Origin of the sequence: Acidovorax sp. BLS4, from assembly GCF_032929295.1 — a bacterium.
Lineage (GTDB): Bacteria > Pseudomonadota > Gammaproteobacteria > Burkholderiales > Burkholderiaceae_C > Paracidovorax.
Genome location: NZ_CP136797.1, coordinates 94,962 through 109,929, shown reverse-complemented (window position 1 = coordinate 109,929; position 14,968 = coordinate 94,962). Strand labels below are relative to the sequence as shown.

The 14,968-nt window shown below is 70.4% G+C and carries 12 protein-coding genes; all 12 read right to left on the bottom strand.

All coding sequences use genetic code 11. The features are described from left to right. Positions 1-13: 13 nt before the first annotated feature. The 12 genes from R1Z03_RS00485 to rsmH all read right to left on the bottom strand — a co-directional run bounded on the left by R1Z03_RS00485 (position 14) and on the right by rsmH (position 14,961). Positions 14-868, bottom strand: a complete 855-nt coding sequence (locus R1Z03_RS00485) for a cell division protein FtsQ/DivIB (RefSeq protein WP_284429470.1) — start codon at positions 866-868, stop codon at positions 14-16. After that, a complete protein-coding gene (locus R1Z03_RS00480) occupies positions 865-1,890 on the bottom strand; it encodes a D-alanine--D-alanine ligase (RefSeq protein WP_317356102.1) in 1,026 nt (341 codons plus the stop codon). The genes R1Z03_RS00485 and R1Z03_RS00480 overlap by 4 nt, the downstream gene beginning before the upstream one ends. Then, on the bottom strand, positions 1,887-3,320 hold the full coding sequence (gene murC / locus R1Z03_RS00475) for a UDP-N-acetylmuramate--L-alanine ligase (protein ID WP_317356101.1): 1,434 nt from the start codon (positions 3,318-3,320) through the stop codon (positions 1,887-1,889). Before murC ends, R1Z03_RS00480 begins: the two co-directional genes overlap by 4 nt. Continuing rightward, complete coding sequence (murG, locus tag R1Z03_RS00470) at positions 3,317-4,381, bottom strand: undecaprenyldiphospho-muramoylpentapeptide beta-N-acetylglucosaminyltransferase (protein WP_317356100.1); 1,065 nt, start codon at positions 4,379-4,381, stop codon at positions 3,317-3,319. The genes murC and murG overlap by 4 nt, the downstream gene beginning before the upstream one ends. Positions 4,382-4,543: 162 nt before the next feature. Then, positions 4,544-5,830 carry a putative lipid II flippase FtsW gene (ftsW, locus tag R1Z03_RS00465; protein WP_284393027.1) on the bottom strand — a complete coding sequence of 429 codons (1,287 nt, stop codon included), beginning with the start codon at positions 5,828-5,830 and terminating at the stop codon, positions 4,544-4,546. Beyond that, the gene (gene murD / locus R1Z03_RS00460; RefSeq protein WP_372588223.1) at positions 5,827-7,878 is read right to left on the bottom strand and encodes a UDP-N-acetylmuramoyl-L-alanine--D-glutamate ligase; all 2,052 of its coding nucleotides are present in this window, start codon (positions 7,876-7,878) and stop codon (positions 5,827-5,829) included. Before murD ends, ftsW begins: the two co-directional genes overlap by 4 nt. Beyond that, a complete protein-coding gene (mraY, locus tag R1Z03_RS00455) occupies positions 7,875-9,053 on the bottom strand; it encodes a phospho-N-acetylmuramoyl-pentapeptide-transferase (protein WP_284393025.1) in 1,179 nt (392 codons plus the stop codon). Before mraY ends, murD begins: the two co-directional genes overlap by 4 nt. Beyond that, positions 9,044-10,456, bottom strand: a complete 1,413-nt coding sequence (murF, locus tag R1Z03_RS00450; protein ID WP_317356099.1) for a UDP-N-acetylmuramoyl-tripeptide--D-alanyl-D-alanine ligase — start codon at positions 10,454-10,456, stop codon at positions 9,044-9,046. The genes mraY and murF overlap by 10 nt, the downstream gene beginning before the upstream one ends. Beyond that, positions 10,453-11,958 (bottom strand): UDP-N-acetylmuramoyl-L-alanyl-D-glutamate--2,6-diaminopimelate ligase, encoded by a 1,506-nt coding sequence (locus R1Z03_RS00445; RefSeq protein WP_317356098.1) that lies wholly within the window; start codon positions 11,956-11,958, stop codon positions 10,453-10,455. The genes murF and R1Z03_RS00445 overlap by 4 nt, the downstream gene beginning before the upstream one ends. Continuing rightward, positions 11,955-13,700: a penicillin-binding protein 2 gene (locus R1Z03_RS00440; RefSeq protein WP_317356097.1), complete on the bottom strand. Its 1,746-nt coding sequence runs from the start codon at positions 13,698-13,700 to the stop codon at positions 11,955-11,957. Before R1Z03_RS00440 ends, R1Z03_RS00445 begins: the two co-directional genes overlap by 4 nt. Continuing rightward, positions 13,697-14,035, bottom strand: coding sequence for a cell division protein FtsL (gene ftsL / locus R1Z03_RS00435; RefSeq protein ID WP_284393016.1), 339 nt, complete (start codon positions 14,033-14,035; stop codon positions 13,697-13,699). Before ftsL ends, R1Z03_RS00440 begins: the two co-directional genes overlap by 4 nt. Continuing rightward, positions 14,032-14,961, bottom strand: a complete 930-nt coding sequence (gene rsmH / locus R1Z03_RS00430; protein WP_317360494.1) for a 16S rRNA (cytosine(1402)-N(4))-methyltransferase RsmH — start codon at positions 14,959-14,961, stop codon at positions 14,032-14,034. The genes ftsL and rsmH overlap by 4 nt, the downstream gene beginning before the upstream one ends. Positions 14,962-14,968: the final 7 nt, after the last annotated feature.

Genomic DNA, 14,968 nt, shown 5'->3' with positions numbered 1-14,968 from the left:
CTGTGTCCTGCCCTCAGTGGTTCTGCCCTGTTGTTCTGGCGGGGCGCGCGCGCTGCGGCGCAGTGCGCGCGGGCGCCCGGGCGGCCGCCTTGGGGGCGTCGCCATTGACCGTGGTCACCCCGCGCAGCCGCAGCGCATAGCCGTCGGCGTGGCGCAGGTCGGCCGATTCGAGTGCGTCCGCGCGCCGCCCGTACTGGCCCGCCACGCGCGCCAGCGTGCGCACGAAGCGCTGCGTGCGCTGCACCACGTCCTGCGGCGTGCCGCCGCCCAGTTCCACCACGGCGCCGCTGTCCAGCGTGGCGCGCCAGCCGCCGCGGCCGGTGAGCTCCAGCGCATCGACCTTGGTGTCCAGCGGCTCGAAGACCGGCTGCAGGCGGTGGTACATCTGCAGCACCTCCAGCGACTGGCCCTGCGGGCCCTGCAGGCGGGGCAGTTCGTCCGCGTCCAGGTCGTCGCCGTTGGCCTCGAACACCTCGCCCTGGCTGTTGACCAGGGTGGAGCCCTCTTCGGCGCCCCAGTAGGCCGCGGCATCGTGCTCCTGCAGCTCCACGCGCAGGCTGTTGGGAAACTCGCGCCGCACCATCGCGTGGCGCACCCAGGGCACCTGCTCGAACGCCTCGCGCACGGCGCGCAGGTCCACGGTGAAGAAATTGCCCACCAGGTGCGGCCCGACGTTGGCCCGCAGCGTGACGGCGTTGTTGTGCACCAGCTCGCCCTGCACCACGATGCGCCCGATCGCGAACGCGGGATGGCGCAGCATCCACGAGCCGCCCACCACCAGCACGAACGCGGCGCAGCCCACGAACAGGACCGTGGCGGTCAGGTTCATGAGCTTGACGTCAAGCGGTGCGGGCAGCGAGGCGGTCATGCGGCTCCCGGGCTTCCCGTGGGGGTGGCGTGGACGGTGACGCCGGCGCCGGCATGCCCCTGCAGCCCGTCGAGCGAGGCGCTCGCCAGGATGCGCAGGCACAGCGCCTCGTAGCTCACGCCGCTGGCGCGGGCCGACATGGGCACCAGCGAATGGCCGGTCATGCCGGGCGAGGTATTGATCTCCAGCAGGAAGGGCTTGCGGTCGCTGGCGCGGATCATGATGTCGGCGCGCGCCCAGCCCCGGCACTGGAGCGTGCGGAAGGCCTCGACCACCAGGCGCTGGATCTCGCGCTCCTCGGCCTCGGGCAGGCCGCTCGGGCAGTGGTACTGCGTGACGTCGGTGAAATACTTGTTCTGGTAGTCGTAGTTGCCGGCCGGCGCCACGATGCGGATCACCGGCAGCGCATGCGCATCCGCCCCCTGGCCCAGCACCGGGCAGGTGGTCTCGTCGCCTTCGATGAATTCCTCGCACAGCACTTCCGGGTCGTAGCGGGAGGCCAGCAGGTAGGCCTGTTCGCACTGCCCGGGCGAGGTCACTTTGGTCAGGCCGATGGTGGAGCCTTCGCGCGAGGGCTTGACGATCATCGGCGCGCCCAGCGCCTGCAGCGCCTGCGCGGTCTCGGCGGCGCTCGACACCAGGCGCCAGTCCGGCGTGGGCAGCCCCTCGAAGCGCCAGATGCGCTTGGTCATGATCTTGTCCATCGCGATGCTGGACGCCATCACGCCGGGGCCGGTGTACGGAATGCCGAGCAGCTCGAGCGCGCCCTGCACCGTGCCGTCCTCGCCATGGCGGCCGTGCAGGGCGATGAAGCAGCGCGCATAGCCGCCGTGCCGCAGCTCGGACAGGTCGGTCTGGGACGGGTCGAACGCATGCGCGTCCACGCCGCGGGCGCGCAGCGCCTGCAGCACGCCGCCGCCGGACATCAGCGAGACCTCGCGCTCGGCGGACGAGCCGCCCATCAGCACCGCGACCTTGCCCAGGGCGCGCACGTCGATGGCGGGGGTGTCTTCGTGGCTCATCGCGCGACCTCCGCCAACGCTGGCGCTTCTTCTTTCTGCAGCATTTCCACCACCTTCGCCGGCACGGCGCCGATGGAGCCCGCGCCCATGCACAGCACCACGTCGCCGTCCCGGGCGTTGTCCACGATCGCCTGCGCGAGCAGGGCCACGTCGTCCACGAACACCGGCTCGACCTTGCCCGCCACGCGCAGGGCGCGCGTGAGCGACCGGCCGTCGGCGGCGACGATGGGCGCCTCGCCGGCGGCATACACCTCGGTCAGCAGCACGGCGTCCGCACTGCCCATGACCTTCACGAAATCCTCGAAGCAGTCGCGCGTGCGGCTGTAGCGGTGCGGCTGGAACGCCAGCACCAGGCGCCGGCCCGGGAAGGCACCGCGCGCCGCGGCCAGCGTGGCCGTCATCTCGACCGGGTGGTGGCCGTAGTCCTCGATCAGCGCGAAAGCGCCCCCCCCCGGCGCGGCGATGTCGCCGTAGCGCTGAAAGCGCCGGCCCACGCCCTTGAACTGGGCCAGGGCGCGCAGCAGCGCGTCGTCGGGAATGTTCAACTCCACCGCCACCGCGATGGCCGACAGGGCGTTCAGCACGTTGTGCTCGCCCGCCAGGTTCAGCACCACGTCGATGTCGGGCAGCGTGACGCCGTTGCGCCGCTGCACGCGAAAACGCATCTGGCCCGCATCGGCCCGCACGTCCACCGCACGCACCTGGGCGTCTTCGGAGAAGCCGTAGCTCGTCACCGGGCAGGTCACGTCGGCCAGGATGTCGCGGATGGCCGGATTGTCCACGCACAGGATCGCCGTGCCGTAGAACGGCATGCGGTGCAGGAACTCGACGAACGCGCCCTTGAGGCGGCCGAAGTCGTGCCCGTACGTTTCCATGTGGTCGGCGTCGATGTTCGTCACCACGGCCATCACGGGCAGCAGGTTGAGGAACGAGGCGTCGGACTCGTCCGCCTCCACCACGATGTAGTCGCCGCTGCCCAGCTTGGCATTGGCGCCCGCGCTGTTGAGCCGCCCGCCGATCACGAAGGTCGGGTCGAGCCCGGCCTCGGCCAGCACGCTGGTCACCAGGCTGGTGGTGGTGGTCTTGCCGTGCGTGCCGGCGATGGCGATGCCGCGCTTCAGGCGCATCAGCTCGGCCAGCATCAGCGCGCGCGGCACCACGGGAATCTTCTTTTCGCGGGCGGCCAGCACCTCGGGATTGTCGGCCTGCACCGCCGTGGAGGTGACCACCGCATCCGCCCCTTCGATGTGCGCGGCCGCATGGCCCACGCAGGTGCGGATGCCCAGCGCCTGCAGGCGGCGCAGGGTGGCGCTGTCGGACAGGTCCGAGCCCGAAATTCCGTAGCCCAGGTTAAACAGCACCTCGGCGATGCCGCACATGCCGGCGCCGCCCAGGCCGACGAAATGGATGTGGCGAATGGCGTGCTTCATGCCAGCTCCTCGCAGGCAGTCGCCACTTCGCGGGTGGCGTTGATCTTTTGCATGTTTTTGGCCTTCTGCGCAATATCCACTAGGGCATCGCGCTCTGAATTTTGTAGCAACTTTGCCAGCCACTCGGGGGTGAGGTCGCGCTGCGGCACGAGCCACCCGCCACCGGCGTCCACGAGGAAGCGGGCATTCGCGGTCTGGTGGTCGTCCACCGCATGGGGGAACGGCACGAACACCGCCGCCGCGCCCACGGCGGCGATCTCGGTGACGGTGCTGGCGCCCGCACGGCAGACGATGAGGTCCGCGTCGGCGAACGCCGCCGCGGTGTCGTCGATGAACGGCGTGAGCGTGGCCTGCACGCCCGCCTTCGCGTAGTGCTCGCGCAGCGCATCGATCTGCGCTGCGCCGCTCTGGTGGGTGACGACGGGCCGGTGGTCCGCCGGAATCAGCGCCAGGGCCTGCGGAACGATCTCGTTGAGCGCGCGGGCGCCCAGGCTGCCGCCCACGACCAGGAGGCGCAGCGGCCCCGTGCGGCCGGCGAAGCGCTCGGCCGGCGCGGGCTGCTGCGTGAAGGCGGTGCGCAGCGGGTTGCCCACCCACTGGGCCTTCTTGAGCACCCCGGGGAAGGCCGTGAAGATGCGGTCGGCCACGCCGGCCAGCACCTTGTTCACGAGGCCGGCCACCGAGTTCTGCTCGTGCAGCACCAAAGGCTTGCCCAACAGCACGGCCATCATCCCGCCCGGAAACGTCACATAGCCGCCCAGGCCCACGACCACGTCGGGGCGCACGCGGCGCACCACGGCCAGCGACTGCCAGAAGGCGCGCAGCAGGCGCAGTGGCAGCAAGACCAGCGTGAGCAGCCCCTTGCCGCGAACGCCGGAAAAATCGATGGGCTCGAACGCGAACCCGCGCGGCGGCACCAGGCGCGACTCCATGCTGCCGGGCGTGCCCAGCCAGTGCACGCGCCAGCCGCGCGTGCGCAGCTCCTCGGCCACGGCCAGGCCCGGGAAGATGTGGCCGCCGGTGCCGCCGGCCATGATGAGCGCGGTTTTGGGTGCGCTCATACGCGTCCACCCCGCACCGTGCGCTGCGCGCCCGGCATGGCTGACGCCATGCGGTGCCCGTTTTGTTGAAACAAGCACCTCATACGCGGCCTCCGCGCATCGTGCGCTGCGCGCCCGGCATGGCTGACGCCATGCGGTGCCCGTTTTGTTGAAACAAGCACCTCATACGCGGCCTCCGCGCATGAGGTGCTTGTTTTCATAGTCAACCCGAAGCACCACGGCGATGGCCACCAGATTCATCAGGATGGCGGAGCCCCCGAAGCTCATCAGCGGCAGGGTCAGCCCCTTGGTCGGCAGCGCGCCCAGGTTCACGCCCATGTTGATGAAGGCCTGAAAGCCCATCCAGATGGCCACGCCCTGCGCCACCAGGCCGGCGAACACGCGGTCCAGCGCGATGGCCTGGCGGCCGATGTGCATGATGCGGCGGGTCATCCACAGGAAGAGCACGATGAGGATGAGCACGCCGACCAGGCCGAACTCCTCGCCGATCACCGCGAGCAGGAAGTCGGTGTGCGCCTCGGGCAGCCAGTGCAGCTTTTCCACGCTGCCGCCCAGCCCGACGCCGAAGATCTCGCCGCGGCCGATGGCGATCAGCGAGTGCGACAGCTGGTAGCCCTTGCCCAGCGCGTGCTTTTCGCTCCAGGGATCGAGGTACGCGAAGATGCGCTCGCGCCGCCAGTCGCTCATCATCACCATGAGCGCGAAGGCGCCCACCAGCACGGCGGCGATCAGGAAGAACATGCGGGCGTTCACGCCGCCCAGGAACAGGATGCCCATGGCGATCACGGCGATCACCATGAAGGCGCCCATGTCGGGCTCGGCCAGCAGCAGCGCGCCCACCACGGCCACGGCCGCGCCCATGGGCAGCACGGCGCGGAAGAAGCGCTCCTTGACCTCCATCTTGCGCACCATGTAGTCCGAGGCGTAGATGAGCACGGCGAACTTCGCCAGCTCCGACGGCTGGAAGTTCATGACCCCCAGCGAGAGCCAGCGCCGCGCGCCGTTGACCACCGTGCCCACGTGCGGGATCAGCACCGCGATGAGCAAAGCGATCGACAGCACGAACAGCCACGGCGCCACGCGCTCCCAGGTGGACATGGGAATCTGGAACGCCAGCAGGGCCGCGACGAAGGCCATCACCAGCGCCATGATGTGGCGCACCAGGAAATGGGTGGGCGCGATCTTGCCGAAACGCGGGTTGTCCGGCATGGCGATGGACGCGGAATACACCATCACCAGTCCCCAGGCGAGCAGCGCCACCACGACCCACAGGAGGGCCTGGTCGAAGCCGAGCACGCTGGCCGGCGTGGTCGTGGTCTGGCGGTATTCGGTGCCGCCCACGCGCACCGGCAGCACGTCGGCGGGCTTGGCGGGCAGGCCGCCGAACCAGCCGCCGAACTTTCCGGTCAGGCGCTGCAGCAGGCCGGGAGATGCGGGTGCGGTGCTCATGCGGAGCCCTCCAGGTCCTGGCCGCGATCGTTCGCAAGCGCTTGCACCGCTTCGCAAAACACGCGGGCGCGGTGCTCGTAATCGTTGAACATATCGAAACTGGCACAGGCTGGCGACATCAGCACCGCATCGCCGGCATGGGCGCGCTGCGTGGCCAGGTCCACCGCCTGCGGCAGCGTCGGTGCGTCCAGCAGGGCCACGCCCGCGTCTTTGAGCGCGGCGCGGATCTGGGGCGCGTCTCGGCCGATCAGCACCACGGCGCGGGCATAGCGCGACACGGGTGCGGCCAGCGGCGAGAAGTCCTGCCCCTTGCCGTCGCCGCCCAGGATGACCACCAGCCGGCGCTCCGCGCCCAGGCCGGTGAGCGCCGCCACGGTGGCGCCCACGTTCGTGCCCTTGCTGTCGTCGAAATACTCCACATCGCCGATGAGCCCCACGGGCTCCACGCGGTGCGGCTCGCCGCGGTACTCGCGCAGGCCGTACAGCATGGGACCCAGCGCGCAGCCGGCGGCCTGCGCGAGCGCCAGCGCGGCGAGCGCGTTCACGGCGTTGTGGCGGCCGCGGATGCGCAGCGCATCGGCGGGCATCAGGCGCTGGATGTGCAGCTCTTCTTCCTGCGTACGCGAACGGCGGGCGGTTTCGTCGGCCTCCTGGGCCCGCACGAGCCAGGCCATGCCGTTGACGATCTCCAGGCCGAAATCGCCCGGGCGCTGGGGCATGTCGCCGCCGAACGTGACATGGGGGCGCACCTGCACCTTCGGGGCCTTCGCGCGCCCGGCCGCCGGCCTGGCCGCGCTGCGCGCCGGCCCGGCCTCGGGCAGCATGCCCATGACCTCGGGGTCTTCGCGGTTGAGCACCATCAGGCCGCTCTCGCCGAAGATGCGCGCCTTGGCGGCCGCGTAGGCGGCCAGGCTGCCGTGCCAGTCCAGGTGGTCCTGGCTGATGTTGAGGACGGCCGCGGCCGTGGGCTCGAAGCCCGCCACGCCGTCGAGCTGGAAGCTGGACAGCTCCAGCACCCAGACCTCGGGCAGGGTGCCCGCATCGATGTGCTGGCCCAGCGTGTCCAGCAGGGTCGGGCCGATGTTGCCGGCCACGGCCACGGTCTTGCCGGCGCAGTCCACGAGCCGGCCGGTGAGCGAAGTCACCGTGGTCTTGCCGTTGGTGCCGCTCACGGCCACCACAGCCGGGGCGTAGCCGTGCGCGGCGCGCAGCTCGCGCAGCGCCATGGCGTACAGGGCGAGTTCGCCCTCCATGCGGATGCCGCGCGCCCGGGCCTCGGACGACAGGGCGGCCAGCGTGTCGGGACGCAGGCCGGGCGAGCGGTAGATGGCCTGTGGCATGCGCCCTTCGAGCAGGGAGGCGTCGAACGCACCGGCCACGAAGCGCACCTGGGGCAACTCGGCATGCAGCGTGCCGCGCTGCGGAGGCGCCTCGCGCGTGTCGGCCACGGTCACCTGCGCGCCGCAGCGCACGCACCAGCGGGCCATGGCCAGCCCGGAAGCGCCCAGGCCGAGAATGAGAATGTCCTGGCCCTGCAGCAGCGCAGCGCCCTCGCCCGGCCAGCCGGCCGGCACCGGCGTGGGGCCGGCCACCGGGCCGGTGGCGCCGTCGGCCGGGGCTGCGTCATCGGAGGATGGCGCCGCGCCCGGATCGCGCGGACCGGCCGCGGTGGCGGACTCGGGCGAGCCCACGTCCGCGAAGATCTGCGCCACGAACGCCGCAGCGGCCGCAGCGGCCGAGACCGCGGGCGCGGTCATGCCGGCGAGCGCCTGCGCCATCGCGTCGTTCGCGGGGGCGGGTGGTGCCTGCGGGGCCGGTGCGGAGGATGCGTCCTGCGGCGCCAGCGCCACGCTTTCGGGCATGCAGGGCACGTCGGCCGAATCGGGAGCGCCGGATGCGTCGGAGCGCGGCGGCATGGCGTCCATGCCCTGCACCGGCGCCACCCCGGACGGCGAAACCATGGGCGCGACCTCCCCTTCGCCGGGGCCATCGGCACCCTGCGGCAGGCCTGGCGCCTCGCCAGGAAGAAGGGGGTCGTGCGGGTTCATCGCAGTTTCAGCGTGGTCAGGCCGATCAGGCACAGCAGCATGGTGATGATCCAGAAGCGCACGACCACCTGCGTCTCCTTCCAGCCGCTTTTCTCGAAATGGTGGTGCAGCGGCGCCATCTTGAGCAGCCGCCGGCCCTGGCCGTAGCGCTTCTTGGTGTACTTGAACCAGGCGACCTGCAGCATCACCGAAAGCGCCTCGACCACGAAGATGCCGCCCATGATGGCCAGCACGATCTCCTGGCGCACGATGACGGCAATGGTGCCCAAAGCGCCGCCCAGCGCCAGCGCGCCCACGTCGCCCATGAACACCTGGGCCGGGTGGGTGTTGAACCACAGGAAGGCCAGGCCCGCGCCGGCCATGGCCGAGCAGAAGATCAGCAATTCGCCCGCGCCGGCGATGTGCGGGAACAGCAGGTACTTGGAGTACACCGTGCTGCCAGCCACGTAGGCGAACAGCCCCAGCGCCGATCCCACCATGACGACCGGCATGATCGCCAGGCCATCGAGACCGTCGGTCAGGTTGACCGCGTTGCTCGATCCCACGATCACGAGGTAGGTCAGGATCACGAAGCCCAGCACACCCAGCGGGTAGCTCACCTCCTTGAAGAACGGCACCAGCAGCCCGGCCTGCGGCGGCAGGTCCAGCGAAAAGCCGGACTGCACCCAGGTGATGAACAGCTCGAACACGCGCGAATTGGAGTTCTCGGAAATGCTGAACACCAGGTAGAGCGCCGCCAGCAGGCCGATGACGGACTGCCAGAAATACTTCTCGCGCGAGCGCATGCCTTCCGGGTCCTTGCGCACCACCTTGCGCCAGTCGTCCACCCAGCCGATGGCGCCGAAGCCCAGGGTCACGGCCAGCACGATCCACACGAAACGGTTGGACAGGTCGAACCACAGCAGCGTGGAGATCGCGATCGAGCCCAGGATCAGCACGCCCCCCATGGTCGGCGTGCCGCTCTTGGACAGGTGCGATTCCATCGCGTAACCACGGATGGGCTGGCCGATCTTGAGCGAGGTGAGCATGCGGATCACCTTCGGCCCCGCCGCCAGCCCGATCACCAGCGCCGTGAGCGCTGCCATGACCGCACGGAACGTGAGGTACTGGAAGACGCGGAAGAACCCGAACTCCGGCGACAGGCCCTGCAGCCATTGCGACAGTATCAGCAGCATGTGGCGCCCCCGCGTGCGTTCTTCGTCGTGTCCGCACGGGCTTCCAGCACCTGCACCACCTGCTCCATCTTCATGAACCGAGATCCCTTCACCAGCACGCTGCCCACCTGGGGCAGGGCTTGCTGCACCGCTGCGAGCAGCGATGCCATGTCGTCGAAATGCCGCGCATCCGGCCCATAGGCCTGCGCGGCGTGAGTGCTGAGCGCGCCCAGCGCGAACAGCCTGCCGATGCCGCTGGCGCGCGCCTGGGCGCCCGCCTCGGCGTGGAACTGCGGCCCTTGCTCGCCCACCTCGCCCATGTCGCCCAGCACCAGCAGCTGCGGGCCGGGCAGGCCGGCCAGCACGTCGATGGCGGCGCGCATGGAGTCGGGGTTGGCGTTGTAGGTGTCGTCCACCGCCGTGACCACGCGTCCTTCCTGCGGCACGCTGAAGGCGCGCGAGCGCCCCTTGACCGGAATGAAGGCCGAGAGCCCGCGCGCCACGGCGTCGAGCGGCACACCGGCCGCCAACGCGCAGGCAGTGGCGGCCAGGGCGTTGGTCACGTTGTGCATGCCGGCAATGCGCAGCGTGGCATCGAAGCCGCCCTGCGGCGTGTCGATGCGGATGCGCCAGGCACTGCCCTCCCACCGCGCGGCGGTGCAGCGCACGTCGGCCCCGTCCGCGCCAAAGGTGATGCAGCGGCGCCCCGCAGCCAGTTGCCGCCACAGCGCGGTGTAGGCATCGCCCGCCGGGAACACGGCCACGCCCTCGGCGGGCAGGGCCGAAAGGCAGGAGCCGTTCTCTTCGGCCACGGCCTGGACCGTGTGCATGAACTCCAGGTGCTCGCGCTGCGCGTTGTTGACGAGGGCCACCGTGGGGCGGGCCAGGTCGGCCAGGTACGCGATCTCGCCCGGATGGTTCATGCCCAGCTCGATCACGGCCGCCTCGTGCGCCGCGTTGAGCCGCAGCAGCATCAGCGGCACGCCGATGTCGTTGTTGAAATTGCCTTGCGTCGCGAAGGCGGCCGAGCCCTTCCAGGCCTGCAGCACCGCCGCGATCATCTGCGTGACGGTGGTCTTGCCGTTGCTGCCGGTCACCCCGATCAGCGGCAGCCGGAACTGGGCACGCCAGCCAGCGGCCAGGGCGCCAAGCGCCGCGAGGGTATCTGGCACCTCGATGCCGGGCAGGCCGGCGGCCTCCAGGCCGCCGTGGGCCACGGCCGCAGCGGCGCCGGCCGTGCGCGCATTGGCCAGAAAGGCATTGGCGTCGTAGCGCTCGCCCTTGAGCGCCAGGAACAAATCGCCCGCCTGCAGCGTGCGCGTGTCGGTGTGCACGCGGGACAGCGGCAGCGCGCCCTCGCCCACCAGCCGGGCCGTGGGCACGCGCGCCTGGATGAACCCCAGCGCCTGCTGCAGCGTCATCATGCGCGGCCTCCCCGGGCGGCCAGGCCGGCCTGGGCGTGGGCCATGTCGGAGAACGGCCGGCGCTCGCCCGCCACCTCCTGGTAGTCCTCGTGACCCTTGCCGGCGATCAGCACCACGTCGCGCGGCCCGGCCTCGGACAGCGCCAGCGCGATCGCCGCGGCGCGGTCCACCTCGGCGCGCACGGTGCGCCCGGCCACGGTGCCCTGCAGGATTTCGTGAAGGATGTCCGCCGGCACTTCGCCGCGCGGGTTGTCGCTGGTGACGATGACCGCATCGGCCCGCTGCTGCGCGACCGCGCCCATCAGGGGCCGCTTGGTGCGGTCGCGGCTGCCGCCGCAGCCGAACACGCACCACAGCCGCCCGCCGCGCTCCGCCGCGATGGGGCGCAGCGCCTGCAGCGCCTGGTCGAGCGCATCGGGCGTATGGGCGTAGTCCACGGCGACCAGGGGCTGGTGCGGCACATGGATCTGCTCCATGCGGCCCGGCACCGGCGACAGCTGCGCGCAGGCGTAGAGCGCATGCTCCAGCGGCACGCCCAGCGCCCGCAGCGTGGCCATCACGAGCAGCAGGTTGCCTACGTTGTACTGGCCGATGAGCCGCGTCTGCAGCACATGGCTTTGCGCGCCCTCGGCCACGGTGAACGACAGGCCGCCATCGCCCCAGGCGATGTCCCGGGCCTGGAGCCGTGCGGGCCCCTGCAAGGAAACGCTCCACAGGTCCAGCGGCTGCTGGGACAGCGTCTCGTGCAGTTCGGCGCCGTGCCGGTCGTCGATGTTGACCACGGCGATCTGCAGCCCGGGCCAGTCGAACAAGGTGCTCTTGGCCTGCCAGTAGGCCGCCATGCTCGGGTGGTAGTCCAGGTGGTCCTGGGTGAAATTGGTGAACAGGGCCGCCCGCACCCGCGTGCCGGTCAGGCGGTGCTCCGCCAGCCCGATGGACGAAGCCTCGATCGCGCAGGCCACATGGCCTTCTTTGGCGAAATGGGCGAAGGCGCGCTGCAGGCGCACCGGGTCCGGCGTCGTGAGGCCGGTGGACTCGAGCGCGGGCGGCACGCCGGCGCCCAGCGTGCCGATCAGCGCGCAGCCGCCGGGCGCCGCCAGTTCGTTGCGCGCCAGCAGGTTGAGCGCATCGGCCAGCCACCAGCTGACGCTGGTCTTGCCGTTGGTGCCGGTGACGGCCAGCACGTCGATCGACTGCGTGGGGTGGCCGAACCACTCGGCCGCCAGCGTTCCGGTGATGGCCTTGAGCCCGCGCAGCGCGGCCACCGGCGCATGGGCGAAATCGAAGGCCTCGATGCCTTCGTGCTCGACCAGGCAGGCCATGGCGCCACGCGCCAGCGCATCGCCCACATGGGCGCGGCCATCGGTGGCGGCGCCCGGCCAGGCGATGAAGCCGTCGCCGGGCTGGATGAGCCGGCTGTCGGTCTGCAGCGTACCGGTCACCCGGGCGGCCAGCCATTGCACGGCGTCGTGCACCGAGGTGAGCAGCGGGGTCGTCGTCATAGCGATTCCTCCACGGTGTTGGCCACGATCTGGGGCTTGACGGCCATGTCGGGCTGCACGCCCATCATGCGAAGGGTCTGCTGCACCACGGCGCTGAACACCGGCGCCGCCACCGCACCGCCGTAGAACACGCCGTTGCTGGGCTCGTCGATCATCACCGCGACGATGATGCGCGGCTTGTCGATCGGCGCCATGCCGGTGAACCACGCCCGGTACTTGCCCGAGGCATAGCTCTTTCCCACCTGCTTGCGCGCGGTGCCGGATTTTCCGCCCACCGAGTAGCCCACGGTCTGCGCCTGCTGGCCCGTGCCGCCGGGGCCCGCGGCCATCTGCAGCATCTTGCGCACCTGGTCGGCCGTGCGCTCGGAGAACACGGGCACGCCGACCGCCGACGTGCTCGACTTGAGCATGGTGGCGGGAATGATCTGGCCGCCGTTGGCGAACACCGTGTACGAGCGCGCCATCTGCAGCAGGCTGGCCGACAGGCCGTAGCCGTAGGACATGGTGGCCTGCTCCACCGGGCGCCAGGTCTTGTAGGGCCGCAGGCGGCCGCTCACCACGCCGGGGAAGTGGATCTGCGGCTTCTGCCCGAAACCGGCCGCCGAGAAGGTCTCCCACATCTCGCGCGCCGGCATCTGCATGGCGATCTTGGTGGTGCCCACGTTGCTGGATTTCTGGATCACACCCTCGACCGTGAGCACGCCGTAGTTGTGCGTGTCGGAGATGGTCGAGCCCGTGATGGTGACGCGGCCGGGGTTGGTGTCCACGATGGTTTCCGGGCGCACGCGGCCGGTCTCCAGCGCCAGGCCGATGGTGAACGGCTTCATGGTGGAGCCGGGCTCGAACACGTCGGTGAGCGCGCGGTTGCGCAGCTGCTCGCCGGTGAGGTTCTGGCGCTTGTCGGGCACGTAGCTCGGGTAGTTGGCCAGCGCCAGCAGTTCGCCCGTGTGCGCGTCGATCACCACCACGCTGCCAGCCTTGGCCTTGTGCAGCGCCACCTGGTCGCGCAGCTTCTGGTAGGCGAAGAACTGCACCTTGCTGTCGATGGACAGCTGCATGTCCTGCCCGTCCACCGGCGGCACCTCGGCGCCCACACCCTCCACCACGCGGCCCAGGCGGTCCTTGATGACGCGGCGCGAGCCGGCCTTGCCGGCCAGCTGCTGGTCGAAGGCCAGCTCCATGCCTTCCTGGCCATGGTCTTCCACATTGGTGAAGCCCACCACGTGCGCGGCCGATTCGCCTTCGGGGTACTGGCGCTTGTATTCCTTGCGCTGGTAGATGCCCTTGATGTCGAGGGCGGCGATCTGCTGGCCGACCTCCCAGTCGAGCTGGCGCTTGATCCAGACGAAGGTCTTGTCCTCGTCCGCGAGCTTGGTCTTGAGCGCGGGCAGCGGCATCTCCAGCAGCTTGGCCAGTTGCTGGAGCTTTTCGCGCACCTCGGGCTTGTCCTGCTCCACGTCTTCCGGAATCGCCCAGATGCTGGCCGCCGGCACGCTGGAGGCCAGGATCAGCCCGTTGCGATCCAGGATGCGGCCCCGGTTGGCGGGCAGCTCCAGCGTGCGGGCGAAGCGCACCTCGCCCTGCCGCTGGAAGAACGCATTGCCGAACACCTGCACGTAGGCCGCGCGGGCGCCCAGGCCCACGAAGCCCAGCGCCACCATGGCGACGATGAACTTGCTGCGCCAGACCGGCGTCTTGCTGGCCAGCAGCGGGCTGGAGGTGTAGTTGACGCTGCGGCTCATCGGCGCACGCTCCCCCCGCCACCCGGCGTGGCCGGCACGGGCGCTGCCGTGGCGGCCGTGACCACCGGCGTGCCGTCGTCGGCGACGTACTGCGTGATGGCCGGCGTGGCCGTGCGCATCTGCAGGCGGTCGCGGGCGAGCTTTTCCACCCGCAGCGGCGTCGCCTGGGCGCGCTTTTCGACCTGCAGGCGCTGGTGTTCGGTCTCCAGCCGGCGCGACTCGGCCACCGCGCGGTCCAGCTCGGTGAACAGGCGCCGCGACTCGTACTGCATGTGCACGAGGTACAGCGCGCTCACCATCACCCCCAGCAGCAGCACCAGGCTCAGGCGCGTCATGGCTGCACCTCCGTGCGCTCGGCCACGCGCATCACCGCGCTGCGGGAGCGGGGATTGGCCTCGATCTCGGCTGCGGTGGGCTTGATGCGGTCCAGCGCCTTGAGCCGCATGGGCTGCGGCTGCGCAAATGGCGCGCGGCGGTCGAAGACCTCCTTGGAATGCTGGGCGATGAACTGCTTGACGATGCGGTCTTCCAGCGAATGGAAGCTGATCACCACCAGCCGGCCACCGGGTGCGAGCACCCGCAGGCTGGCCTCTAGCGCCTGTTGCAGCTCTTCAAGCTCGGCGTTGATGAAAATCCGAAGAGCCTGAAATGTGCGCGTTGCAGGGTTCTGGCCTGCTTCGCGGGTCTTGACCGAGCCAGCCACGAGTTGGGCCAGTTCAGCGGTGGTGGCAAGAGGGCCCCGCTCCTCGCGACGAGCAACAATCGCCTTTGCAATGGGGCCAGCAAACCGTTCTTCGCCGTAGTCACGTATCACCTCCGCAATCTGCCCGACCTCGGCCGTGGCCAGCCAATCGGCCACGCTCTCGCCGCGCGTGGTGTCCATGCGCATGTCCAGCGGGCCGTCGAAACGAAAGCTGAAGCCCCGGCCGGGGCTGTCGATCTGGGGTGAGCTCACGCCCAGGTCCATGAGGATGCCCGCGGCGCTGCGCTCGGGCAGTTCGGCCAGATGGCGGAATCCTTCATGCCGAATGGAAAAGCGCGCATCGGTGATGCGCGCTGCTTCTGCGATGGCCTCGGGGTCCTTGTCGAACGCCACGAGGCCCCCGCCCGGCCCCAGCCGGTCCAGTATCTTGCGGGAGTGCCCGCCACGGCCGAAGGTGGCATCGATCCACACGCCGGCGGGCGCGGGGCCGGCGGCGCCCAGCAAGGCGTCGACCGCCTCGCCCAGCAAGACCGTGGTGTGTTGCAGCGGTGCGTTCACCATGGCC